The organism is Streptomyces antarcticus (genome assembly GCF_026627255.1).
Lineage (GTDB): Bacteria > Actinomycetota > Actinomycetes > Streptomycetales > Streptomycetaceae > Streptomyces > Streptomyces antarcticus.
Genome location: NZ_JAPNLM010000021.1, coordinates 44087 through 68719 on the forward strand (window position 1 = coordinate 44087; position 24633 = coordinate 68719).

20 protein-coding genes and 1 pseudogene are annotated in these 24633 nt (G+C 72.5%); 12 read left to right on the forward strand and 9 right to left on the reverse strand.

Features of this window, described 5'->3' with window-relative positions; genetic code table 11:
- Positions 1-109: 109 nt before the first annotated feature.
- Positions 110-772, reverse strand: a complete 663-nt coding sequence (locus OTB16_RS27420) for an HSP18 transcriptional regulator (RefSeq protein WP_267723469.1) — start codon at positions 770-772, stop codon at positions 110-112.
- Between the two features lie 127 nt (positions 773-899).
- On the opposite strand from OTB16_RS27420, the gene OTB16_RS27425 reads away from it, so the two are divergent.
- From OTB16_RS27425 to OTB16_RS27455, 7 genes are all read left to right on the forward strand, one after another.
- Positions 900-1334, forward strand: a complete 435-nt coding sequence (locus OTB16_RS27425; protein ID WP_267723470.1) for an Hsp20/alpha crystallin family protein — start codon at positions 900-902, stop codon at positions 1332-1334.
- Positions 1335-1535: 201 nt separating this feature from the next.
- A complete protein-coding gene (locus tag OTB16_RS27430) occupies positions 1536-1994 on the forward strand; it encodes a DUF2267 domain-containing protein (protein WP_267723559.1) in 459 nt (152 codons plus the stop codon).
- A gap of 357 nt (positions 1995-2351) precedes the next feature.
- The gene (locus OTB16_RS27435) at positions 2352-4592 is read left to right on the forward strand and encodes a catalase (protein ID WP_267723471.1); all 2241 of its coding nucleotides are present in this window, start codon (positions 2352-2354) and stop codon (positions 4590-4592) included.
- Positions 4593-4960: 368 nt separating this feature from the next.
- On the forward strand, positions 4961-6172 hold the full coding sequence (locus OTB16_RS27440; RefSeq protein ID WP_267723472.1) for a polyprenyl synthetase family protein: 1212 nt from the start codon (positions 4961-4963) through the stop codon (positions 6170-6172).
- Entirely contained in the window at positions 6169-7704 is a 1536-nt protein-coding gene (locus OTB16_RS27445) for a phytoene desaturase (protein ID WP_267723473.1), read from the forward strand. The genes OTB16_RS27440 and OTB16_RS27445 overlap by 4 nt, the downstream gene beginning before the upstream one ends.
- Complete coding sequence (locus tag OTB16_RS27450; RefSeq protein WP_267723474.1) at positions 7701-8666, forward strand: phytoene/squalene synthase family protein; 966 nt, start codon at positions 7701-7703, stop codon at positions 8664-8666. The genes OTB16_RS27445 and OTB16_RS27450 overlap by 4 nt, the downstream gene beginning before the upstream one ends.
- On the forward strand, positions 8663-9658 hold the full coding sequence (locus tag OTB16_RS27455) for a Rieske (2Fe-2S) protein (RefSeq protein WP_267723477.1): 996 nt from the start codon (positions 8663-8665) through the stop codon (positions 9656-9658). The genes OTB16_RS27450 and OTB16_RS27455 overlap by 4 nt, the downstream gene beginning before the upstream one ends.
- A 43-nt stretch (positions 9659-9701) precedes the next feature.
- On the opposite strand, the gene OTB16_RS27460 is transcribed toward OTB16_RS27455, so the two are convergent.
- The 3 genes from OTB16_RS27460 to OTB16_RS27470 are packed head-to-tail and all read right to left on the reverse strand — an operon-like array spanning position 9702 to position 13183.
- Positions 9702-11255, reverse strand: coding sequence for an FAD-dependent oxidoreductase (locus OTB16_RS27460; RefSeq protein ID WP_324290886.1), 1554 nt, complete (start codon positions 11253-11255; stop codon positions 9702-9704).
- Complete coding sequence (locus OTB16_RS27465; RefSeq protein WP_267723478.1) at positions 11252-11962, reverse strand: class I SAM-dependent methyltransferase; 711 nt, start codon at positions 11960-11962, stop codon at positions 11252-11254. Before OTB16_RS27465 ends, OTB16_RS27460 begins: the two co-directional genes overlap by 4 nt.
- A 9-nt stretch (positions 11963-11971) precedes the next feature.
- Complete coding sequence (locus tag OTB16_RS27470) at positions 11972-13183, reverse strand: lycopene cyclase family protein (RefSeq protein ID WP_267723479.1); 1212 nt, start codon at positions 13181-13183, stop codon at positions 11972-11974.
- Between the two features lie 473 nt (positions 13184-13656).
- On the opposite strand from OTB16_RS27470, the gene tal reads away from it, so the two are divergent.
- The 4 genes from tal to OTB16_RS27490 all read left to right on the forward strand — a co-directional run bounded on the left by tal (position 13657) and on the right by OTB16_RS27490 (position 19379).
- Positions 13657-15330 carry a transaldolase gene (gene tal, locus OTB16_RS27475; protein ID WP_324290887.1) on the forward strand — a complete coding sequence of 558 codons (1674 nt, stop codon included), beginning with the start codon at positions 13657-13659 and terminating at the stop codon, positions 15328-15330.
- Positions 15331-15991: 661 nt separating this feature from the next.
- Positions 15992-17353: an ice-binding family protein gene (locus OTB16_RS27480; protein ID WP_267723480.1), complete on the forward strand. Its 1362-nt coding sequence runs from the start codon at positions 15992-15994 to the stop codon at positions 17351-17353.
- Positions 17354-17602: 249 nt separating this feature from the next.
- On the forward strand, positions 17603-18196 hold the full coding sequence (locus OTB16_RS27485; RefSeq protein WP_267723481.1) for a DUF5819 family protein: 594 nt from the start codon (positions 17603-17605) through the stop codon (positions 18194-18196).
- Positions 18186-19379 (forward strand): HTTM domain-containing protein, encoded by a 1194-nt coding sequence (locus OTB16_RS27490; protein ID WP_420717807.1) that lies wholly within the window; start codon positions 18186-18188, stop codon positions 19377-19379. The genes OTB16_RS27485 and OTB16_RS27490 overlap by 11 nt, the downstream gene beginning before the upstream one ends.
- Before the next feature lie 23 nt (positions 19380-19402).
- Here OTB16_RS27490 and OTB16_RS27495 read toward each other — a convergent pair.
- From OTB16_RS27495 to OTB16_RS27510, 4 genes and pseudogenes are all read right to left on the reverse strand, one after another.
- Positions 19403-20338 (reverse strand): annotated as a pseudogene (locus OTB16_RS27495) (DUF5753 domain-containing protein); the annotation flags it as partial.
- Positions 20339-20470: 132 nt separating this feature from the next.
- Positions 20471-22060 carry a phytoene desaturase family protein gene (locus OTB16_RS27500; protein ID WP_267723482.1) on the reverse strand — a complete coding sequence of 530 codons (1590 nt, stop codon included), beginning with the start codon at positions 22058-22060 and terminating at the stop codon, positions 20471-20473.
- Complete coding sequence (locus OTB16_RS27505) at positions 22053-22511, reverse strand: SRPBCC family protein (RefSeq protein ID WP_267723483.1); 459 nt, start codon at positions 22509-22511, stop codon at positions 22053-22055. The genes OTB16_RS27500 and OTB16_RS27505 overlap by 8 nt, the downstream gene beginning before the upstream one ends.
- A 116-nt stretch (positions 22512-22627) precedes the next feature.
- Positions 22628-22954 carry a plasmid stabilization protein gene (locus OTB16_RS27510; protein ID WP_267723484.1) on the reverse strand — a complete coding sequence of 109 codons (327 nt, stop codon included), beginning with the start codon at positions 22952-22954 and terminating at the stop codon, positions 22628-22630.
- Positions 22955-23196: 242 nt separating this feature from the next.
- Here OTB16_RS27510 and OTB16_RS27515 point away from each other — a divergent pair, with 242 nt between their 5' ends.
- The gene (locus tag OTB16_RS27515) at positions 23197-24291 is read left to right on the forward strand and encodes a carboxylate-amine ligase (protein WP_267723485.1); all 1095 of its coding nucleotides are present in this window, start codon (positions 23197-23199) and stop codon (positions 24289-24291) included.
- A gap of 125 nt (positions 24292-24416) precedes the next feature.
- Here OTB16_RS27515 and OTB16_RS27520 read toward each other — a convergent pair whose 3' ends face one another.
- Positions 24417-24602, reverse strand: coding sequence for a hypothetical protein (locus OTB16_RS27520; RefSeq protein WP_267723486.1), 186 nt, complete (start codon positions 24600-24602; stop codon positions 24417-24419).
- Positions 24603-24633: the final 31 nt, after the last annotated feature.

Sequence of the window (24633 nt, forward strand, 5' to 3'; positions counted from 1 at the left end):
CACCGGTGCCGTCCTGTGCCCGTTCCTAGCCCGGCGGCACCGCCGCAACCCGGTGGGTACGTGTGGGTGGGCCGGGCGTGGCCCGGCAGCCGGTGATTCGCCGGTCCCGTCAGGTGCTGCGCTGCTCGTGGCTGTTCTGGCGGAGCTGGGCGGTGTGCCGGGTCATGTCGTCGATGCGGTCGGCGAGGGCCGAGTCCTCGGGGCGCAGGTGGGGTCGGGTGTCGGTCAGCGGCCGGACGAGACCGGCCGCATCGTTGTCGCCGAGCGCCCGGTCGAGGTCGCCGACGGCGTCGTGCGCGCTTGCGGGTAGGTCGGTGAGGGCCGTGATCTGGCCGGCGAGCCGTCGCAGGTCAGCGGCGTTGTCGCGGGCCCATGCGGTGACGGTCCGGTCGGCGGCGCGGGTGTCGCGGGTGGCCTGGACGCGCTGCTCGCCGGTTGAGCCGGCGGTTCCGGGGCGCAGGCGCAGGTAGCGGCGTTCGGCGGCCTGGCGGCTTGCGACTCCGAGGGGTCCGGCGAGGTCGGCCCAGCTCGCGCCGTGGCGGCGGGCCGTTTCGATCAGGCCGCTCTCCCAGCCTGCGAGCTCTTCGCGCACCTCGCGCAGTACCTGCAGCGCGGTGAGGGCCGGGTGGGGCCCCGGCTGGCTGTCCGGCTCGGCCGCTGGCGTTTCCACGGGGGAGCGCCGGGCGTCCCCGAGGGCCTGCCCGATGGTTTCCAGGGCGGCCGACGCGGCATGGAACGGCACTGGTGCGGCCGACTCGCTGACGTCATTCACGGCGTCTCCTTCACCCGTCACCGTCCAGGTGACATCTTTCTTGTCATCGTTTCGATGACATGCTACAACGGATGCACGTTGAAGCGCATTGGCAGTTTCTGCCCGAACCAACTGGAGGTGTTTCGCGATGTTGATGCGCACTGACCCGTTCCGCGAGATGGACCGGATCGTCCAGCAGCTGTCGGGTGCGTCCGGGACCTGGTCGAAGCCGTCCGTCATGCCGATGGACGCCTACCGCGAGGGCGACGAGTACGTGATCGCCTTCGACCTTCCCGGCGTGAGCACCGAGGCGATCGACATCGACGTCGAGCGGAACATGCTGCGGGTGAAGGCCGAGCGCCGTCCGGCCGCGAAGGCGGACACCGTGCAGATGGAGCTCTCCGAGCGGCCCCTCGGTGTCTTCTCCCGCCAGGTCGTCCTCGCCGACACGCTCGACACCGAGCGCATCCGGGCCGACTACGACGCGGGTGTCCTGACCCTGCGCATCCCGATCGCCGAACGCGCCAAGCCGCGCAAGGTCAGCATCGGCCGTACAGACGGGCACGAGCAGATCTCCGGCTGAGCCCCCGCGCCGCCGGCGGAGGACGGGGAGGACCGGGTCCCGATCCCCCCTCCGGCACCCCGTCCTCCGCGTCTCCCAGTCCACCCACACAGCCACACACCCACCCCCCCCTCGTCCCCTACCCCCTCACTCCGTTCCGGAGGTGACGTGATGCCGATCCGACACGAAGCGTTTCCGGCGCAGAAGGGCACCCGAAGCATCATGTACGACCGGCCTCGACCGGACAGGTCCGTCCCCGCCATGACCTTCGATCAGATGCTCGAACGCGTCCGCTACGAGGGCGCATACCCCACCCGTGAACGCGCCGCCGAAGCCGTCCGGGCGGTCCTCGCGGCCCTCGGCCGACAGATCGCCGGAGACGAACGCGTCAACCTCGCCCGGCGCCTGCCCCGTGAAGCGGCCCTCGCCCTGACCTCCACAGCTCCCGACGCCGAACAGCTCACCGGCTGGGGCTTCGTGAAGGACCTGGCCGCAGGAACCGGCGTCAGCCCGGCCGTCGCCCGCTGGAACACCGGCGCCGTATTCGCTCCCGTCGCCGCCCTCGCCGGCCCCGACCTCCTCGCCCGCATCCTCCAGCGGCTCCCCGACGGCTACGCCCTCCTCTTCGGACAGGCGCAACTGCCCCAGCCCCAGCCCCACCCCCAGCCCGCTTCCGTCTGATCGACCGACAGCACGCGGACATGCGGCGGGCCGGACCGTGTGGTGGGCGAAGCTGCACCAACACCTGTGGGGGGCTGAAAGAAGGAGCGACCGTCCATACGGTGGTCCATCAGGTGCGGACCTTCGCGGCGGACGGAGCGTGTGGCTTTTCAGCCGTTTTTTCCGAGCTGGGAGCTTTCTCACCTGCGGACGGGTTCTTCCCTCCGCAGCGGGTAGGCGGCGAACGCGGTGCCCGGCCGCTCGTTGCGCCGGGCAGGCGCCATGGCCCCCGTGAAGGGGCGTGACAACGCGAGCCCGCCCGAGCCCGTGGCTCTGCGGTCATGACCGAGACGTTCCGCGGACCCTGAGGAGAGAAGCATGAGCGCAGCACACGACAAAGCCACCACGGGTGCAGAGGGAGACGGGCTGCCGGGCAAGCCCGCGTCCGTGCCGCCGCCCGTGGCCGAGCCGATGCAGCCCGCAGAGCCGCTGCCGCCGAAGGCGGACCAGGAGGGGCCGGAGACCGTGAGCCCGACCGGTCAGGCCACCGGAGCCGAGCAGACACGCAGGGCACAGAGCGGCGCGTACCTCACCACCGCTCAGGGCGCGCGGCTGCCCGACACCGACCATTCCCTGAAGGCGGGGGCCCGCGGGCCGGTGCTGCTGCAGGACCACCACCTGCGCGAGAAGATCATGCACTTCGACCACGAGCGGATCCCGGAGCGGGTCGTCCACGCTCGCGGCGCCGCCGCGCACGGCGTATTCCAGGGCTACGGCACGGCCGGCGAGGTGTCCAAGGCCGCCTTCCTGGCCAAGGACGTGGAAACGCCGGTGTTCGTGCGGTTCTCCACCGTCCTCGGCTCGCGGGGCTCGGCGGACACCGTGCGCGACACCCGGGGATTCGCGACGAAGTTCTATACCGAAGAGGGCACCTTCGACCTGGTCGGCAACAACATCCCGGTGTTCTTCATCCAGGACGCGATCAAGTTCCCCGACGTCATCCACGCCGGCAAGCCGCATCCGGACCGGGAGATCCCCCAGGCGCAGAGCGCGCACGACACGTTCTGGGACTTCGTGTCCCTGCACACCGAGGCCACCCACCACACCCTCTGGAACATGTCGGACCGGGGCATCCCCCGGTCGTACCGGATGATGGAGGGCTTCGGCGTCCACACGTTCCGCCTCGTGAACGCGGCCGACGAGAGCGTGCTGGTGAAGTTCCACTGGAAGCCGAAGCTGGGCGTGCACTCCCTGGTGTGGGAGGAGGCCCAGCTGATCAACGGCATCGACCCCGACTTCCACCGCCGGGACCTGGCCGACGCCATCGAATCCGGCGCCTTCCCGCAGTGGGAGCTGGGCATCCAGGTCTTCCCCGACACCCCGGAGCAGACGTTCGAAGGGATCGACCTGCTCGACCCCACCAAGATCGTTCCGGAGGAGCTGGCCCCCGTGCAGCCCATCGGGCTGATGACCCTGAACGCCAACACGAAGAACTACTTCGCGGAAACCGAGCAGGTCGCCTTCCACCCCGGTCACCTCGTCCCCGGTATCGACGTCACCGACGATCCGCTGCTCGCCGGCCGGCTCTTCTCCTACCTCGACACCCAGATCAGCCGCCTCGGCGGCCCGAACTTCGGCCAGATCCCCATCAACCGGCCGCACGCCCCCGTCAACGACATGCTCCGCGACGGCATGCACCAGACCGCCGTACACACCGGCGTGGCCCCGTACCACCCGAACAGCCTCGACGGCGGCTGCCCCTTCCTCGCCGGCGCCGACATGGGCGCGTTCATCGAGACGCCCGTGACAGTTCCCGCGGCGAGCAAGGTCCGTGAGGCGCCCGCCTCCTTCTCCGACCACTTCAGCCAGCCCCGCCTGTTCTGGCTCAGCATGACCCCGCCCGAGCGCGAGCACATCATCGCCGCCTACACCTTCGAACTGAACAAGTGCTACGAGCAGGCCATCAAGGAACGCACCCTTGAGGTCCTGGCGAACATCGATCCGCAGCTCTGCGAAGAAGTAGCCACCGGCCTCGGACTTCCCGCTCCCGCGGCCACCGTGCCGCTCGTCACCCCCGACCCCAGCCCCGCCCTCTCCCAGATGGGAGGCACCTGGCCCACGGACGGCCGCGTCATCGGCATCATCGCCGACGCCGCCGCCGACCTGGACGGCGTACGAGCCGCACGGCAGGCCGTACTGGACGCCGGAATGGTCCCCCTCGTCATCGCCCCGACCGGAAGGACCCTCGGCTCCGACGGCGACCCGGTCACGGTGCAGCGGACCTTCGCCACCGCCCGATCCGTCGAATACGACGCGCTGCTGCTCGCCGGAGCACCCCGGGCCGCCGCGGACGCCTACGGCGCCCGGGACGCCAAGGCCGGTACGGCCCAGCCCCCCGCGGCCTGCGACCCGCGCGTCCTGCTCCTCCTCACCGAGGCGTTCCGCCACGGCAAGGCCATCGGCGGCTGGAACGGCGCGGAGCACCTCCTCGAAACCACCGGCATCACCGCCGACGAACCCGGCGTCGCCCTCGGCGACAGCGCCGCCGCGGCCGTACAGGCGATCACCTCAGCCCTGGGCGAGCACCGCGCCTGGGACAGGTTCCCGCCCGCCCTCTGACAGGTAGCCCACCCACCGGCCGCACCGCCCGCCAGCCGCTCCACCCACCGGCCGCTCCACCCCGACCGCGCCCCACCCGTCGCAGCCGCCCTCCACGGCCGCGACGGGTGGGGCGCGGCGGCGTATGCGCGGGCGCGACCGAGTCGGTGCGCGGAAGTACGCCGGCACCGCTCGGAGGCGCTCGGCCCCGCCGCCGCTCGCGCCGTATCGATGCACCCATCGGGTGGACGGGCGCCGCCTGCTGTCTGAGTCCCTCCGCCCGCGGGGGACAAATGCCTCGCACGGTCCGGGGCCGCGGGAGAGCGCAGCCGTACGCCGGGTGGAAGCGGAACAGGTGGCAAGCACCACTTCACGACACGGAGGACTCTATGCACGCGAAGTCGGTTGCCCGGCACCTCATCACCACCCCCCGCCGGCAGACCGCACAAGCCCCCCAGCCCACTGCCGCGGCAACCGTCGACGCCGACGTCACCCACGCCGTCACGGAGGAACTGGCGCGCTTGTGCGCCGAGTCCGTCGCGTACAGCCGGTCCCTCGACCCGGTCTTCGCCACCGACGTCGCGGAGCGGCTGGCCGCCTTCACCCTCGGCGGCGGCTCGCGGATCCGCCCCCGATTCCTGTGGTGGGCCATGCGCGCCTGCGGCGGCACGGACAGCCACGCCGCCGGAGCGCTGCGCCTGGCCGCCGCGCTCGAACTCATCCAGAGCTGCGCCCTGGTCCACGACGACGTCATGGACCAGTCGGCGGTACGCCGCGGCAGGCCCTCGTTCCACGCGCAGATCGCACTCCAGTTCCCGGCGAACACGTCCCCCGAGGAAGCGGGCCCGGCGCCGTTCGCCCAGTCAGTCGCGGTCCTCGCCGGAGACCTCGCCCTGTCCTGGGCCGACGACATCGTCGCCGGGACGGACCTCGACCCGCCCGTACGCACCGACATCCTGCGGATCTGGCGGGCCATGCGGACGGAGATGGTCGCCGGGCAGTACCTCGACCTCCACGGCCAGGCGACCGCCACCCGCTCGGCCGCCCAGGCCATCCGCACCGTCTGCCTCAAGACGGCCCGCTACACCGTCGAACAGCCCCTGGCCCTGGGCGCCGCGCTGACCGGGACCGACGACACCACCCGCCGCTCCCTGGCCGCAGCCGGCCGGTGCGCCGGGATCGCCTTCCAGCTCCGCGACGACCTTCTGGGCGTGTTCGGCGACCCCGCGGTGACCGGCAAGCCCTCGGGAGACGACCTCCGCTCCGGCAAGGCGACGTACCTGCTCGCCCTCGCCCACGCGCGCGCCCGCGCCACCGGCGACACCGAGGTCATCGACCTCCTCCAGGCCTGCCGGGGCAGCGCCCCCCTCTCCGGCCCCGACCTCGCCTCGGTCCGTACGGCCCTTCACTCCACCGGGGCGCCCGCACACGTCGAGCGGCGCATCGACCGCCTGGCACGCACCTGCGAACGCCACCTCGCCGCAGCCCGCCTGCACGGCCCCGCCGCCCGGCACCTGACCGAACTGCTCGGACAGGTCGCCTCGCCCCCACCGCACGACGACGCCGCCGGACCCGCCGCCCGCCGCGGAGGTGCCCGATGAGGACGGTCACCGGCCGCACCGATCACGTGGTCGTCATCGGCGCCGGCTTCGCCGGCCTCTCCGCCGCCCTCCACCTCCTCGGCGCCGGCCGCCGGGTCACCCTCGTCGAACGCGACCGCCTCCCCGGAGGCCGGGCCGGTCTCATCGAACGCGACGGCTACCGCTTCGACACCGGCCCCACCGTCCTGACCATGCCTCACCTGCTCGAGGAAGCCTTCGCCGCGGTCGGCCAGACGATGTCCGACCGGCTGACCCTGCATCCCCTGCACCCCGCCTACCACGCCCGGTTCGCGGACGGCAGCAGCCTCGACGTCCACACCGACGCCCAGGCCATGGAAGCGGAGATCGAACGCTTCGCCGGAGGCCGCGAAGCCGCCGGCTACCGCCGCCTGCGCCACTGGCTGCACGACCTGTACCGGGCGCAGATGGGCCGCTTCATCGACACCAACTTCGACTCGCCCCTCTCCCTCCTGCACCCGGACCTGGCCCGCCTCGCCGCCCTGGGCGGATTCGGCCGCCTCCAGCCCGCCATCGGCCGGTTCATCACCGACGAGCGGCTGCAGCGCGTCTTCTCCTTCCAGGCCCTGTACGCCGGCGTCCCGCCGGCCCGCGCGCTCGCCGCCTACGCCGTCATCGCCTACATGGACACCATCGCCGGCGTGTACTTCCCCGAGGGCGGCATGCACGCCGTCCCCGCCGCGCTGGCCGCCGCCGCCACCGAGGCGGGCGCCACCGTCCACTACGGGCAGAGCGTCACCCGCCTGGAGCGCACCGGCGACCGGATCACCGCCGTCGTCACCGACCGCCAGCGCATCCCCTGCGACGCGGTCGTCCTGACCCCGGACCTGCCCGTCTCCTACCGCCTGCTCGGCGCCCGCCCGCGCCGCCCGCTCGCCCTGCGCCACTCCCCGTCGGCCGTCGTCCTGCACGCCGGAACCGACCGGACCTGGCCGGACCTGGCCCACCACACGATCTCCTTCGGTGCCGCCTGGAAACAGACCTTCCGCGAACTCACCCGCACCGGCCGCCTGATGAGCGACCCCTCCCTCCTCATCACCCGGCCCACCTCCACCGACCCGGGCCTCGCCCCGCCCGGCAAGCACACCCACTACGTGCTCGCCCCCTGCCCCAACACCGCCGTCGGCCCTTCGGCCGCCTCCTGGAAAGACCTCGGCCCCCGTTACCGGGACAGCCTGCTGCGCGAACTGGAGCACCGCGGCCTGACCGGTTTCGCCGACGCCATCGACACCGAGGTCCTGGTCACCCCCGCCGACTGGACCTCCCAGGGCCACGCTGCCGGCACCCCCTTCTCCGTCGCCCACACCTTCCCCCAGACGGGCCCCTTCCGGCCCCGCAACCTCGTACGCGGCACCGCCAACGCCGTACTCGCCGGCTGCGGCACCACCCCCGGCGTCGGCGTCCCCACCGTCCTGATCTCCGGCCGTCTCGCCGCCGCCCGCATCACCGGCCTGCCCGCGGGCCCCCGCACCACGGCGCCACTTCCCTCAGCGACGAAAGGCAGCCCCGCATGACGCGACGCGAACTCGACGCCGCCGCCATCACCGACCCCGCCCTGCGCGCCGCCTTCGACCGCTGCCGCCGTCTCAACGCCCGCCACGGCAAGACGTACTTCCTCGCCACCCGGCTGCTGCCCGCCTCCCGCCGCCCCGCCGTGCACGCCCTCTACGCCTTCGCCCGGCTCGCCGACGACATCGTCGACGACCTGGCCGCCCCCGCGGTGGCCGGCGACCGCGCCCAGCGGCTCCAGACGCTCTCGCGCGACCTCCACACGGCGATCACCGGCGGCACCGGCCACCATCCCGTCGTCACCGCCGTCGCCCACACCGCGCACCACTACCGCATCCCCCACAGTCACTTCGACGACTTCCTCACCTCCATGCGCAGCGACCTCACCGTCACCGACTACGACACGCTGGACGCGCTGCGCGGCTACATGCACGGCTCCGCCGCCGTCATCGGCCTCCAAATGCTCCCCGTGCTGGGCCACACCGCCCCCCGCGACGAAGCCGCCCCGCACGCCGCCGCCCTCGGCGAGGCGTTCCAGCTCACCAACTTCATCCGCGATGTCGGCGAAGACCTCGACCGCGACCGCGTCTACCTGCCAGCCGACCTCCTCGCCGCCGAGGGCGTCGACCGCGACCTGCTGTTCTGGAGCAGACGCACCGGCCGCCGCGACCCGCGCATCACCCACGCCCTGCGCTCCGCGGCCGCCCTGGCCCGACGTTTCTACGCGAGGGCGGAACCCGGCCTGAACATGCTCGAACCCCGCTCCCGGCCCTGCGTCCGCACCGCCTTCGTCCTCTACGGCGAGATCCTCGACGCCGTCGCCCGCGACGGGTACGCCGGCGTCCACCGCCGCTCCGCGGTCCCCCTCACCCGCAGGGCGGCCGTCGCCGCCGCCGGACTGGCCCGGATCGCGGCGGGCCGCCTGACAGCCCCCGCAGCCCCCGCCGCCAAGGAGACGGCCCGATGAGCCCGCGTTTCCCCCGCCGCCGCATCCCGGTCAGCCTGCGCCGCGGACCGGTGGCCTGGCACCGGCAGGAACCGACCTGGCGCGACGCCTCGCCCCGGCTCATCGACGCCGCCCTCAAACGGGCGCAGGCCCGGCCCACGGGCAACTGGTACGTCCTGGGCCCCAGCAGCGCCGTCCGTACGGACACCGGGTACGGCGTGACGGTCGACGGCACCGAGATCGTGGCCTGGCGGGACGCCGAGGGTGCGCTCGTCGCCGGACCGGGCGCCTGCCCGCACCTGGGCGCCGCGCTGGCCCAGGCCGCCGTCCGCTGCGGCACCCTGGTCTGCCCCTGGCACGGACTCGCCCTCACCGGCGCCCCCTTCGCCGGATGGAACCCCTGCCCCGCCCACGACGACGGCGTCCTCGCCTGGGTACGGCTCGACGGCCGCGGCCGCGAGGTACCCCTCGAAGCGCCCGCCGTGCCGGCCCGCCCGCCCGCCGCCCGCTCCCTGGCCGCCGTCTACACCGGGACGGGCGCCTGCGAGCCCGAGGACATCGTCGCCAACCGCCTCGACCCCTGGCACGGGGCCTGGTTCCACCCCTACTCCTTCGTCGACCTCACCGTCCTCGACGACGGCGCCGACACCGACGTCCTGACCGTGCGCGTCTCCTTCAAGATGTCCCGCCGCATCGTCGTACCCGTGACGGCCGAGTTCACCGCCCCCGGCCCCCGCACCGTCGTCATGCGCATCACCGAGGGCGAGGGCCGGGGCTCCGTCGTGGAAACCCACGCCACCCCGCTCGGGCCCGGCCGCGACGGCCGCCCCCGCACCCGGGTCACCGAAGCCGTCATCGCCACCTCGCACCGCCCCGGCTTCACCCTCGCCCGCACCGCGGCCCCCCTCCTGCGGCCCCTCGTGCGCCGCACCGCCGGCCGCCTGTGGCGCGACGACCTCGCCTACGCCGAGCGCCGCTGGGAGCTGCGCAGCACAGGCCGCTTCCCCGGCTGACCGAACCCGGCGCGAAGCGACCGCTCCGACCGGGCCCGCTCCACTACGGAACGCGGGGCGCCCGCTGTCCGAGGCCCGCCAGCAGGCGGCCCGCCGTGGACCGCCCCCGGTCCGGGACCGTCCACAGCGTCTCGCCCTGCACACCCCACCGCGCCAGCAGCGCATTGGCCGCCAGGAACCCGCTGGTAGCCGCCCGCTCCATCAGCGCCACCGGCAGACCCGTACGCACCAGGTCCCCGGCCACCACCACCCGCGCATCACCCGTCCGCACACCCGGCCGATCCCGGTACCCGCCCACCGTGAACAGCGGACAGTCCTCACGCCACTCGTGCCGGACATCCACGATCCCGGCGTCCGCCGTCTCCGGATACACCTCACGCAGCCGGCCCACCAGCCGCTCCTCCACGTCCCGGCGCCGCTCCGCCGGATCGACCGCGTACGCGTGCAGCTCCACCACCGAACCGCCGCTCCGGAGCGCCCACCGGTGCGCCTCGCCCTCCCACCGGTCCAGGACGCTCACGTTGTCGAGGTCGCCGAAGCCGCTCGTGCCGAGGAACCCGTGCCGGCCGCCCGCCACCGGCCGCGACAGCCACAGCCGCGACACCAGGAACGGCGGCGCCGTCCGCAGCCGCGCGACCGATGCCCGCCACGCCGGACCCACGAGCCGCGGCGACGCCCCGGCCACCGCCCGCAGCCCCCCGGTGTCCAGGGCCAGCACCACCCCGTCGAACGGCTCGCGCGACGCTCCCGCGACGACCTCCACCCGCTCCTCGCCCACGGGGTGCACCTCGTGAACCGGCGTGCCCGTACGCAAGTCCACGCCGAGCCCGCCCAGATACCGGGCCAGCGGATCCCACAAGGCCTGCGGGAACGGCTCGCGCGGCACGTCGAACAGCAGCCCCTCACTGGAGCCGAGGAAATAGATGTGGAACATCAGCACCAGCTCGGCCGCCGAAAGCGTCGCCGGATCGGCGAAGAAGCTCCGCGAGAACACCTCGAACGCCAGATGGTGCGCCGCCTCGGGGAACCGGATCGAGGCCAGGAACTCGCTGGCACTCACCCCGTCCAGCGCCTCGTACACCCCCGGGACACCGACGTCCAGAAGGGGCAGGGCCGCGCGCGGGTTCATCCGCCCCAGATCGCGCCAGCCGAACGACGGGCTCTGCGCGACGAAGCCGAGCGCGCTCAGCGGCGGCGTGCGCGGCACCCGCGCGAAGCTGTCCTGCCCGCCGTCGCGGTGGCGCAGCGGATAGTCCGCCAGCCCCGTCAGCCCGTGAAGCCCCGGATCGGTTCGGCGCAGCAGTGCCCGCAGGTTGTAGTACTGCCGGAAGAACGCGTGGAAGCCACGGGTCATCGTCGCCTCCGAGCCGTCCGCCAGCCGCGTCCCCCATCCCGCCAGCCGGCCCCCGAGCTGTGCGTCCCGTTCGAAGAGCACGACGCGCACACCGCGCTCGGCGAGCACCGTGGCCGCCGACAGGCCCGCGATGCCCCCGCCGATCACGGCCACCCGCGGCCCGTGCCCCTCGGCCCGCGGCCGCCCGCCGCGGGCTTCGACGCGGCGGGCCCGCCGGTCCCGGCCCGGGTAGGCCCCGCTCACGCGGCGACCCGCCCGACGAAGGTGTGCGTGATCCCCGTCTGCCAGCCCGGCAGGGGGAGCACCCGCACCTCCGTGAACCCGGCCGCCCGCATCCGCGCGGCGAACTCCGGCGCCGTGTCGAAGCCGAGCACGCTGCGCCACAAGTGCTCGTACAGCCCGGCGTCCCCGCCGGCCCGGCCCAGCGGCATGATCAGGGTCCGGCACACGGCCGTCCACAGCGCCCGGTGCACCGCCCTCCCGCCCAGCGCGTACTCGTGCACGGCGATCCGGGCGCCCGGCGCCATCGCGGAACGCACGCGGGCCAGCGTCAGGTCGGGATCGGGCACGTTGCGCAAGAGGTAGGCGGCGAACACGGCGTCGAACGGGCCGTGGACGCCGGCCTCGCCGAGCCGGTCGGCCGAGGCCTGCACGAAGTCGACGCCGACGGGCCAGTCCTTGGCCGCGGCCCGCCCCAGCATGCCCGCGGAGGCGTCCACCCCGGTGATGCGGGCCTCTCCCGCGACCGACAACAGCGCTGCCGTCGAGGCGCCGGTACCGCAGCCCAGGTCCAGGACGCGGGCGCCGCGGCCCGCGTCCGGCAGACCCAGACGGCGGGCCGAGCGGCGCAGATGGCCGTGGTAGCCGGGGCTCGCCGCGACCAGCAGGTCGTAGCGGGCCGCGGCTTGGTCGAAGGCAACCGACAGGGCGTCGTCGCGCAGCAGTGACATGACAGCCTTTCAGTACCGTCCGGGCCCCGAGGCCGGGACGGATCGGCGGAGCAGGGGCAGTTCCAGAAGCGACCGCAGCATGGGCAGAACGGGGGTGCGCAGACCGATGCCGAAGTCCTCGACGGGCGAGGTGGCGCCGTCCAGGAACCGCAGGACCCGCTCGGCCGGCACGGAAGCGAAGAGGTGGGAGAAGAAGGCCCCGCCGTCGACCCGCCCGGTGTCCAGCGCGCGCAACAGCACCGCGTCCATCGCCCGGGCCCGGCGACCGTGTACGGCCGGGGCCCGGGCGGGGGAGCGACCCGCCCGCACCGCCTCGGCGAGGTGGCGGCTCTGACGCTGGATCGCGGCGAACGTGTAGCCGGTCGAAGGCCGGGTCGCCCCGCCGGCCGCTCCGATGAAGTGGACCCGACGCCCGCCGCGACGGGGGTAGACGCCGTCGCTCATCGGGATCACCCCCTGCTCCCGCTCGCCCACGGTGAAGTCGCCGAGGCCCAGAACCGACGTGCAGTAGTCGTGCAGGGCGCGCTCGTACGCCGCCCCGTCCAGGATGGAGCGGGAGAACTCCGTGTACTCGACCAGCGCTTCGTACCGGCTGAGCGGCAGTACGTACCCGAAGGCGAGTCCCCGGGGCGGCTGGGGGAGGCGGAAGTCCATCAGGGTCGCCACGTCGGGATCGAACGCAGGCTCGGCGGTCCGCACGAACCATCCCCGGAAGTGCTGGAGCAGCGTGGTCCGGGCGGCGGGCAGCCGCCGCGGTGGCCGCGAGTCGAACACCATTCCCGACCGGACCACCGAGGGCGCCCCCGACACGTCGCGGCCGCGGACCAGCGCGCCACCGCCGGAGTCCCGCACCGAGTCCACCGTCATCAACCGCACACCGACCCCGTACCCGCCGAGCCGCCCCGCCATGGCCGCCTCGAACCGATCCGACCTCAGCATCTTGTACCTCATCGCGCCCAGCGGACGGTCGATCACCGCGCCGTCCGGCGCGTACAGACGCAGCCGGTTCCAGCTCGCGGCCAGCAGCCCGTCGTACGGACCGGCACCCGCCTCCCAGAAGCACCAGGTCCGGACCGGCGGACGCAGCGGTCCCGGCGGGGCGTCGACCACGATCACCCGCGGCGCCGGCCCTCCCCCGGAACAGGGCCGCGCGAGGCCGACCGCGAGGGACAGCCCCGCCGCCCCGGCCCCGACGACGGTCACATCGGCATCCCAGCTCACCCCGTCCTCCTGCCCCATCGCGCACCCGTCCCTCTTCCGCGCCGACCACCCGAGCGGATGCAGTCAACATTTCCCGCGGGAGCGGGGCCCCCAGGGCCACGGGAGGCGGCGGAAGGACCATCCCCATGGCCCTCCAGCACCACCCCGCGCCTCCAGGGGGTGCGCCCACTCGGCGTAGCCGTGCGCAGCGCGTCCCGGCACAGGATGCCGGCCGGCCGCCAGAGCCCTGCGGGCCTCCCCCTCGGCAGGAGCCCGCGGAACCACCCTCCCGGCCCGGTGCTCACCAGCGCGGGGCGAGGGGCGCCGGAGCAGACCGGCAGACCCGTCACCGAGTGGCGGCGGTGCGCTTGCCGCAGGGCGATGCGGGCATGCGCGAAGGGAACCACGGTGTCGAGTGCCGTCGCCGGCAAGCCCGCCCGCCGGGTGGGAAGCATCCTCAGCGCGAGCGGCGCCGCATCACATGGAGGTTTCCCATGTCTGGATCCGCCGGCCCCGACCCGCTTGCCGAATTGTCCGCGGCCGGAGTGTCGGTATGGCTCGACGACCTGTCCCGCGAGCTCCTGGCCGGTGGCGAGCTCGACAAGCTGATCGCGGACAAGCACGTGGTGGGGGTCACCACGAACCCCACGATCTTCGCCTCCGCCCTGTCCAAGGGCGACCGCTACAACGAGCAGCTGCGCGGCCTCGGCGCAGGCGCCGCACACGTCGACGACGCGGTCTTCGCCCTGACGACCGACGACGTACGGAACGGCTGTGAGGCCTTCACCCCGGTCTACGAGCGCACCGGCGGGACCGACGGGCGGGTCTCCATCGAGGTCGACCCCCGCCTGGCCCAGGACGCCGACGCCACCACCGCCCAGGCCCGCAAGCTGTGGCAGACGGTCGGCCGGCCCAACCTGCTCGTCAAGATCCCGGCCACCCGCAAAGGGCTGAAGGCGATCACCGCTGTCATCGCCGAGGGCATCAGCGTCAACGTCACGCTGATCTTCTCCCTGGACCGCTACCGCGATGTGATGGACGCCTACCAGAGCGGCCTGGAGCAGGCGCGGGCGGCAGGACGCGACCTGTCGGGCATCCACTCGGTCGCCTCCTTCTTCGTCTCCCGCGTCGACACCGAAGTCGACCGCCGCCTCGACGCCCTCGGCACCCCGGAGGCCCGGGCACTGAAGGGCAAGGCCGCGGTCGCCAACGCCCGCCTCGCGTACCGGGCGTACGAGCGGATGACCGCGGAGCCGCGCTGGCAGCGCCTCGCCGCCGAGGGCGCACGGGTCCAGCGGCCCCTGTGGGCGTCCACCGGGGTGAAGGACCCGTCCTACCCCGACACGATGTACGTCAGCGAACTCGTCATCGCGGGCACCGTGAACACCATGCCGGGTGCCACCCTGGCCGCGTTCGCCGACCACGGCACCCTGCCCGCCCACCCGCCGAACGCGGACGACTTCACGGCCGCCGCCGCCCACCTGGAGGCGCTGGAGCACGCCGGCATCGAATTCACCGATGTCACCGACACGCTTGAACGCGAAGGACTGAACAAGTTCGTAGACAGCTGGACGGACCTCGGAGCCTCGGTGGAGCGGGAGATGCACCGGGAAGCGTCCAACGCCGGCGGTAGCGGGGGCGGGGCCGACGGCCCCGAAAGTACCGACTTCCTGGCGACCTATCTCAATGACCACTACGCGGGCGCCACGGGCGGCCTGGAACTGTTCCGGCGGGCCGCGTCGGCGCAGGCGAACACGGAGAGCGGCACGGCACTGGCCGACTTGGCCCGTCAGGTCGAAGAGGACCGTGACTCGCTGACGCGGCTCATGAGCGATCTGGGGGTGCCCACCAGCCGCTCGAAAGCCGCCATGGGCTGGCTCGCCGAGAAGGCGGGCCGCCTCAAGCCCAACGGCCATCTCCTCACCCGCTCCCCGCTCAGCGACGTCCTCGAAGCGGAGTCGATGCTCCTGGGCGTCCAGGGCAAGGCAGCCTGCTGGCGGACCCTGCACGCCCTCGCGGAAACCGACGAGCGTCTCTCCGTCGACCGTCTGGACACCCTCCTGGAGCGCGCCGAGCGGCAGATCGAAGTCCTGGAGGAGCTGCGCGCCTCGGCGGCCACCCGAACGCTGCTCCCCCAGCCCTCGAGCACGCCGCCCGAGGACGTCTGACCCCCGCCCGACCCCGCCCTGAGGGGGGATGGAGTTCCACCCGCCACCGGGCTCGCCCGGCCGACGCCGTGCTGCCCGTGCGGGGGTATGGCCGGGGTGAGATGGGTGCGACTGCTGTGAGCCCGGGGTGGGTGATGCCCCGTCACCGGGGTGTGCGGTGCCGTGATGCCGATGTCGGCCGGCCTCCCCCGTTGTACGCGCCTTGCGGTACGTCCGCATGCCGGAGCAGCCGGTAGCCCTGGAGCTCCCGCCGCGAGCGGAACGAACGGTGAACGAACGCCTGCACCAGCTCGGTCAGGGCGCGCGCCCGGCCCGCCCGCACGACAGGCTCACCCGATCCCCGAGAATTATTCGAATCGCCGGAATGGCTTAATGCTCGCATGCGTGGATGGGTCTGATTATCAGCCAAGGGGCGAAGAGAATAACCCGGATGGGGTAAATGCACCCTGCGCCTTAGTCCTACATCGGATTGTCTCACCTGCGAATTCGGATGTTACCGGCGCATTTTTCGCCGGACTATGGCCCAGTGCGCCCCCTCCGCGCTCGGGGCTGTCGTTGCTCTGCGCAACTCACTGCGTAATATGCCGTTTTATCCATCAGGCTTCCCGGGCGATCGGGCAGGTCCCGGCACGCCACGGCCCCTCACGGAAATGGCCTCTCGATGAAACTGAGAAACCTTCAAGCGGCTCGGCGCCGCGCTTTGTCCGGCGGGTTGGCCTCAGGTATCGCGGCGACGGTCGCCGCCGTCATGGTCGCCGTCACTCCGACGTCCGCACTGGCGATCGCCATCCCGGTGCCGCTGGCCACAGCGGCGAGCTACTCGGTATTGGCCGGTTCCCAGGTGACGAACACGGGTAACTCCGTGATCAGCCGTGACCTCGGCGTGCACCCGGGCACGGCGGTTACCGGCTTCCCGCCCGGTCTGATGCTCGGCGCCGTGCACGCCGCGGACGCTGTCGCCCTGCAAGCCAAGAGCGACCTGGTCACGGCTTACAACAACGCGGCCGGCCAGGCCACGGACTTCGCGCTGCCCGCAGGAATCGGTGCGGCGAACACCCTGCTCCCCGGCGTTCACACGGCGGTGGCCGGTGTCGGACTCACCGGTGACCTGATCCTGGACGCGGGAGGAGATCCCAATGCCGTGTGGGTCTTCCAGATTCCCGAGGCGCTGACCACGGCATCGTCCAGCCGGGTGCTCCTCACCAATGGCGCTTCGGCGTGCAATGTCTACTGGCAGATCGGCAGTTCGGCCACGCTCGGCACCAACTCCACCTTCGTGGGGACGATCATGGCGCTGACCTCGATCAGCGTGACCACGGGGGCGAACATCGAGGGCCGGGCACTGGCTCGCAACGGCGCCGTGACGCTCGACACCAACCGGATCTTCCTGGGGACGTGCGCGACCGGCGGCACCACCGGCGGAACGACGACCGGCACCACCGGCGGAACCACGACCGGCACCACGACGGGCACCACGACGGGCACCACGACCGGCACCACGACGGGAACGACAGCCGGTACCACGGGCGGTACGGCAGGCGGGACGTCCGGTGTCCTCGGCGGTGTCCTCGGCGGTGTGACGACCGGCGGCGGGCTGCTCGGCGGTCCCATCGCCAGCATCGTGACCGGCGGCACGTCGGGGAACATCTCCGGCAACACTTCGGGGAACACCGCGGGCAACACCGCGGGCAACACGACCGGAGCCAGCACCGTCGGCAACACCACAGGCGGGCACAGCACGGGCGGAAGCATCACCGGTGGGAACGTCGGTAAGCCCGGTCGGCCGGGCCCCGGCCACGGCGAGGGACCGGGCCACGGCGAGGGACCGGGCCACGGCGAGGGACCGGGCCACGGCGAGGGACCGGGCCACGGTGAGGGCCCCGGCCACGGCGAGGGACCGGGCAAGCCCGGCCACGACGGTCCCGAAGGGCCCGGGAAGCCCGGCCACGGGAACAAGCCCGGCGGACACCATGGCTACGGCGCCGCGCCCGTGAACTTCGAGCACGAGGCCTTCAAGGGCTAGGCAACCGACTGCACGAAGCCCGCCCACCGGGTGACGGCGCGCGGCGGAGCCCTCATCGGCTCCGCCGTATGCCGGGTCCGGCAGAAGCACCAGGCGGGAGCAGCCGAAACGAGAAGGGCAGGGTGGGGCGTGTTGAACGGAAACAGATCAGCGGCCGTCGAGGAACTCCAACAGGCCGGCTCCACCCCGGAGCCACAGGAACATCACGAGGAAACAACGGCGCCGAGCGCGCCGCTGCGAGGGGTCCGTGTGCTGACCGCGGCACGCCGCGCGGCCGTGGCGCTGTGTCTGCTGACGACTCTGACCCATGTCGTGCTGCTGTTCCTCCACGTCGCGCCCCCCAGTTCCGTCTCGAACCGGTTCAGCCCGCAGATCAACGCCTGGATCTACCCACTCTTCGAACAGAACTGGCGGCTCTTCGCACCGGAACCCGACTCCGTCAACCGTCGGATCCTTGCGAGGACCGCACGCACCGGACCGAACGGTACGGCCCAAGTGACCACCTGGTTCGACCTCAGCGCCGTGGACCACTCCGCCGTGAAGCACAACGTCTTTCCGAGCCACACGACACAGAATCTCCTGCGCCGGGCCTGGACCTCGTACGTCGAAACACACGGAGGCGACGACAAGGCGGCCTCGGACCGTGCCGTGATGATGCGGACGTACCTGCGCAACATCGCCGCGGACCGCGTCGCGGCCCACGGCGACGGCACCCCGTTCGACTTCATCCAACTTCGCGTCCTCACACAGCCGATCGCCGCACCCGGCACCGGCAACCGCCCGCCGATGCCCGCCGACGAGCGGCTCCTGCCCTGGTGGAAGGTGACCTCCCATGGGAACTGAGCCCATTCCCCGGTCCACCGCCCGAGCATCGGCGCCGCAGGGCTCCACGATCGAGAAGTTGCACGGGGTCGCGCGGCGCGGCATCGCGCTCGTCACCGGCGGGCCCGTTTCGCTGTACGCCGTGGCGGTCATGCGAGCCGGCTACGGATCGCTCTACCTGCTCTTCCTCCTACGCGAGTTCCCGCACCGTCACGAGATCTGGGGGCCCAGCTCCCCGTGGACGCCGGCGCTGTCGCAGCAGCTGTACGACCAGACGGGATGGAACAGCGTCCTGGCCCTGTCCGACAGCGCTGCCTACTTCGAACTCTGCTATGGGACGGCCCTCTTCACCTCCGCGCTCTTCATGCTGGGGTGGCGGACCCGTGCCACGTCCGTTCTGTTCGCCGTCGTGGTCACCTCCTTCCATGCCAAGGCGATCTTCATGACGGACGGAGGCGACAACCTGATCCTGCTGATGGCCGTCTACCTCGCCTTCACCGCGTGCGGCCGCCGCTGGTCCCTGGACGCACGCAGAGTTCGCCTCCACGCGGCCCGTGCGAGCGGAGCGCTCGACCAGGCGAGGAGGACGTCCTCGCCTCAGCTCCGCGCCACGCGCCGTACCTTGACGACGGTCGTGCACAACTGCGCCCTCTTCGTCATGGCGGCAGAGGTCTGCTTCCTGTACGGGTCCGCAGGCCTGTACAAGGTCCAGGGCGCATCCTGGGGCAGCGGTACCGCCCTCCACTACGTCCTGAACCTCGAACTCTTCCAGCCCTGGCCGGCGCTCTCCCACCTCGCGGACGATCACGCGATCCTGATCGCGATCACCACCTACGCGACGGTGCTCCTACAAGTCGCCTTCCCCTTCGTGCTCTTCGGCAGACTCAAGTACCCGGTCCTGACCATGCTGCTGGGAATGCACACCGGCATCGCGTTGGTCATGGGACTGCCCCTGTTCTCCGGAGCGATGATCGTGGCGGACGCCGTCTTCCTCCCCGACCGCTTCTACACCTCACTGGCCGCGCTGTGCCGTCGCACGGTCCGGCGGGCCCGCCCCTGGCGGCAGGCGACCGCTTCCCCGGCTTCCGTATCGCTGCCACCGCAGAGCCGGCAGCCCGCGCCGTCCGGCCCGCAGTCCGCGCCGTCCGGCCCGCAGTCCGGTCCTGCCGGGCGCGACGCGCGCCCGTCGGCTCGTCCCGCGTAGGTCAGCGCGGTACGGGTGATGAGGCGCTCGCTGCTCTCCGGGTCCAGAGCCAGGGCCCGGAGGCGGTCGTACATCACGCCGTAGCTCAGGACCTCCGATCGTTTCTCCAGGTAGAGGTCGCTGGTGAGCCGTTCGAGATAGACCGTCCCCGTCCCTGTCCCCGGCGCGTCGGCGAAGTGGAGGATGGAGAACCGTCCGGACAGCCCGGGGTGCGCCCCGACGTCGTGGGGGAGGACCTGCACGGTGGTGTGCGGTTGCGCACCGAGACGGTTCAGGTGCTCAAGCTGCTCGCGCATGATGTCGGGGCTCCCGACGACACGGCACAGCGCCGATTCGTCCAGGACGACGGACAGGCGCAGGGGACGGGCCGGATGGTGAGCCCGGTGCTGACAGCGCATCCGTACCTCCACACGTGCCGCGACCTGTCCGGAGGTGGGTGGGGGAATCGTTTCCGCCACAACTGCGGCCGCATAGGCGGGAGTCTGCAGAAGGTTCGGAACCACCATGGGCTCGTAGGAACTGATCGAAGAGGCTTCCATCTCCAACCCGATGTAGACCGAGCAGGGGACCTCGCCGTAGGCGACCCACCAGCCCTGCCGTCCCGATTCCCTCGCCATCCCCATCAACCCGTCCACGACCTGCTGGTCCGCGATTCCGTACAGACCGCACAGGTCCCGTACGTCCCGCGGACTGATCGCCCGGCGGCCGGTCTCCATGAGGCTGATCTTGGGCTGGGACACCATCAGGTGCTCGGCGACCCGCAGACCGGTGAGGCCACGTGCCAAGCGCAGCCGACGGAGCTCCGCGCCCAGCCGGATCCTTCTGATGGTCGGGTTGTCATTCGCCGCCATGGGCGGTTTACCTCCGCCTTCACATCGTCTACCAGCCGTAAGAGGCACCTCATGGCCGTGCCCGACGAATCGATCCGCCATGCGTTGATGTACAACGAGCCTCGCCATCCGGCGTCACCGGGCACACGAGGGCCGGCGGTACGGCAGCGGTGATGCACTGGATCGGGCGTTTGCGGGCATTTGCAGGCGTTTGCGGGCGGTCTCGGCGCGGTGAGGTGGCCGGTCCGTGCGCGGGAGCCGTCAGACGCGTTGGGCGCGGTGGAGCAGGGTCTGCGCGCCGCGGGGCCTCAGGGCGGCGCGGGCGGCGTTCGCGCCGGGTGCGCCGTGGACTCCGCCGCCGGGGTGGGCGGCCGCGGAGGCCAGGTAGAGGTTCTTGACGGGGGTCTCGGGGCGGCCTGTGCCGGGGGTGGGGCGGAAGACCAGCTGCTGGTGGAGAGCAGTGGTGCCGTTGTTGATGGCGCCGTTGTGGAGGTTCTCGTTCATGGCCTGGAGGGTGGTGGGGGCCAGGATGCGGCGTGCGGCGATCAACGCGCGGAAGCCGGGTGCGAAGCGTTCCACCTGCGCTTCGATGCGGTCGGCCATGGCTTCCTGTTCGCGGGTGTCCCACCTGCCGGTGAGGTGGTCGGGGCCCGCGTCGGCGGTGATGTGCTGCGGAAGGTGGGTGTAGGCCCAGGCCGATTCCGTACCGGCCGGTGAGCGGCTGGGGTCCGCCGTGGTCATCTGGCCGAAGAGGGCGAACGGCTCGTCGGGTACGTGTCCCATGGCGATCTGCGCGGCGAATCGGGTGAGGCCGTCCACGCCGTCGGCGAGGTGCACCGTACCCGCCCCGGCCGCTCCGGGAGCCGTCCACGGCACCCGGCCGGTCAGGGCCCAGTCGACCTTGAAGGTCGCGAAGTCCCACTGGAAGCGTTCCAGGTCCCGCACGAGGCGCGACGGCAGGTGCTCCTCACCGACGAGGTCCCGGTACAGGGCGGGCGCGGAGGTGTCGGCCAGCACGGCCCGGCGCGCGTCGACGGTTTCCCCGCCCGCCGTCACGACCCCGACCGCGGTGCCGCCGCGGACGACGACGGACGCGACGCGCTCCCCGCAGCGCAGGACTCCGCCGCGGCGCTCGAAGCGGCTGACGAGTGCCGCCGTGAGGGCGCCGGCGCCGCCGACGGGCACGGGGAAGCCGTGGCTCTGGCCGAGCATCGACATGAGCCAGCCGAAGCCGCCGCTGCCCGCGGCCTCGGGAGCCAGGTCGGCGTGGAGGGCGTTGCCTGCCAGCAGGAGACGGCCGCCCTCCCCGGCGAACTCCTCCTCGCCCAGGCGCCGCACCGGCAGGGCCAGCTTCCGGGCCAGCCGCAGCCCCCCGGAGGCCCGGAGTTTCGCGGCCAGCCGGAGTGCGGACCGGATCGGCGGGAAGGGCGTGAACAGGGCCTGTACGAGGTCCGGCCCGATCCGGCTCCATGTCCGGTACATGCTCTGCCAGGCGTCGGCGTCGGCGGCCGCGAACTCCGCAAGCCCCGCGGCGGTGTCCTGCGCACGGCGCTCCAGCACCGCGCACCCGCCGTCGAGCAGGGGGTGCGCCAGGACGCGCGGGGCATGCGCCCAGCGCAGGCCCTCGGCGCCGAGGGCGAGGCGGGCGAGGACCGGGGAGGCGGCCGCGAGCGGGTAGAAGGCGCTGAAGACGTCGGAGACGTAGTCCGGGTGCACCCCGCGGTCACTGCGCACGGCGCCTCCGGGCTCTTCCTGGCCTTCCAGGACCTCCACGCTCCACCCGGCGTCGAGCAGCAGGTTCGCGGCCACCAGGCCGTTGGGGCCCGAGCCGATCACCACAGCGTCAGGCACTACGTACCGTCTCGTGCTCGGGCTGTTCCTCCACGATCCTGGCCAGGCGGGCCAGCATGCCCCGGTGCCTCAGTTGGAGGGCCGCCTCGCTGACGGGGTTGTGCAGGGTCCCTCCCAGGCCGCGCAGGGGGTGTTCGTCGCACACGATGAGCGTCTCCTCGCCCCACGGCCTGAGCTGGAGGAAGATCCTCGCCGTGCCGAGCGATTTGAACGCCGCCTCCAGCTCCAGCTCCTCGCCGGTCACCTCGTGGCGGACGGTCGTCGTGCCCTGCGCGGACCACGGCCCCAGCCGGACCGTGTAGCGCAGCCGGGCACCCTTTCCGGGCCAGGAGTGGTCCAGTGGCGTCGACTCGGACGTGCCCACCACCCACTCTCCGTAGCGGCGGGGGTCGGCCAGTACGGCCCAGACCGCGCGGGGCGGACGGTGGATGAGGTGATGACGGACGGCCACGAGAACTCCTCTGACGACAAGGACGGTGGGAGTGGGAGGTACGACAGCGCGCGAGGTCCCTGGGAGAGCGCGCGGGGTCCCGACGAGGGAGGCCGCCCGCGCGGAACCCCCCGAGGTCAGTGGCCGAGCGCGTTCTTGAGCTGCTGCTTGGTCATCGTCGAGCGGCCCTCGACACCGCGCTTCCTGGCCTCCTGGTAGAGGTCGTCCTTGGTGCGTTCGGACGAGCCGCCACCGCCGGACTTCTCGCCACCGCGCTGCGCGGCGGACTTGCCCCGAGTGGAACCACGGCTCGCGGTCCTGCTCTCGCCCGAACGGGCGCGCTCCTTGTTCACCGTGCGGGAGGCCATCTCCTTCGCGCGGTCCTCCGGCATACCGCGCTTCTCGCCCGACTCCTTGACGTGCTCGTACTGGCGCTCGCGCTTGGGGCTCGATCCTCGCGGCATGACGTGACCCTCCATCGACGGTGTGATGTCCCGGTCATGGTGCGCGTGCCCCGGTCGGGCCGCATCTCACACGGACCCGACTGGCGTGCATGCGCACCGGACACCGGGCCGGACCGGGTCCGGGACCGCCGACGGTCCGCCGCGTGGTCCCCGGCCCGCCGTGACGCCCTGCCCGTCCCCCGTTCGGGGTGCGCTCGCGGAGGACCGGGGGTGATCATGGCGTGCCGGGGTAGTCGCTCCACGTGATCACTGTGGGCGTGGAAGAAGAGTATTTGCTGGTGGACCCCACTACAGGTGTGCCGTCACCGATGGTGGAGGAGGTCCGCCGCACGGCGGGTCTGGGGCCGTTCGCGGAGCGCGGCGAAGTCCAGGACGAGCTGTTGCAGGCCCAGATCGAGGTGGCCACTCCCGTGTGCTGGAGCCTTGACGAGGTGGGCGGCCACCTGCTGCGCCTGCGTCACGCGGTGGCCGCGGCCGCCGAGGCGAACGGCTGCCGGATCGCCGCCACGGGTGCGGCCCCGGTGCGCGGCGTGCTGCGCGTACCGGTGACTCCTACGCCGCGCTACCTGAAGATGGAGGGGGAGGCCCGGCAGCTGGTCGACGAGCAGCTGATCTGTGGGATGCACGTCCACGTGGAGGTCCCCGATCCGCAGATGGGCGTCGCGGTGCTGAACCGGATCCGGGGGTGGTTGCCGACGCTGCTGGCCATGTCCGCGAACTCGCCCTTGTGGGACGGGCGGGACACCGGGTTCGCCAGCTGGCGCACCATCGTGTTCGGCCGGTGGCCGGTCAGCGGTCCGCCGCCGCACTTCGACGGCATCGCCGACTACGAACGGCGTCTGGACGCCCTGGTGGCTTCGGGGGCCATCGCGGACCGGGGGCAGGTGTACTGGCAGGCCCGGCTGTCCGACCGCTACCCGACGGTAGAGGTGCGCTGCCTGGACGTCCAGTTGCGGGCCGACGACGCCGTCATGTTCGCCGGTGTCGTACGCGGCCTCGTCGCCACGGCGATCGCCGAGGAGAAGTCGCAAGCACCCCTCACGGTGGTCGCGCCGGAGCTGGTACAGGCCGGCACCTGGCACGCGGCCCGGTACGGCCTCAACGGGACACTGATGGACCCGCTCGGCGTCCCGCACAGCAGCGGAGACGTGCTGTCCGCGCTCCTGCGGCACATCACCCCGGCCCTCAAGGAGGCCGGCGACCTCCGGGAAGTGAGCGCGCTGGTCCACCGGCTCCTGCGAGGGGGTACTCCCGCCGACCGCCAGCGCCGCGCCCTGGCCGATGCGGGGCTGCCGGAACTGATCGGCCTCGTGACGGGCGCGGCCATGACCGAATGAGGCCCGCGCGGCCGACCGGACTCGTCCCCCACCGGCATGGGTGGCATGGGTGGCTCTTACGACGTCTGCCCGGCCCCCGAGGGGGCCGGGCAGAGACGACTGAGCGGCATCACCGTGCGGTCCGGTCACCCGGCTTCGGGGGCCTCGGCCTCCCGCTGTCCTTGGGTGATGACCTGGATCTCGTTGGTCCGCTCGTTCCGGATCCGGTAGACCGCGTGGGGCCCGGGGTCGCGGACTTCTTCGACCCGGCCGCGGCGCAGCTCTTCCCGGCCGTCCCGATAGGCGACGTCATCGTTCTCCGGAGGAGCCATGGTCTTCTCCCGGTCAGCGGGGTGTCGTCGG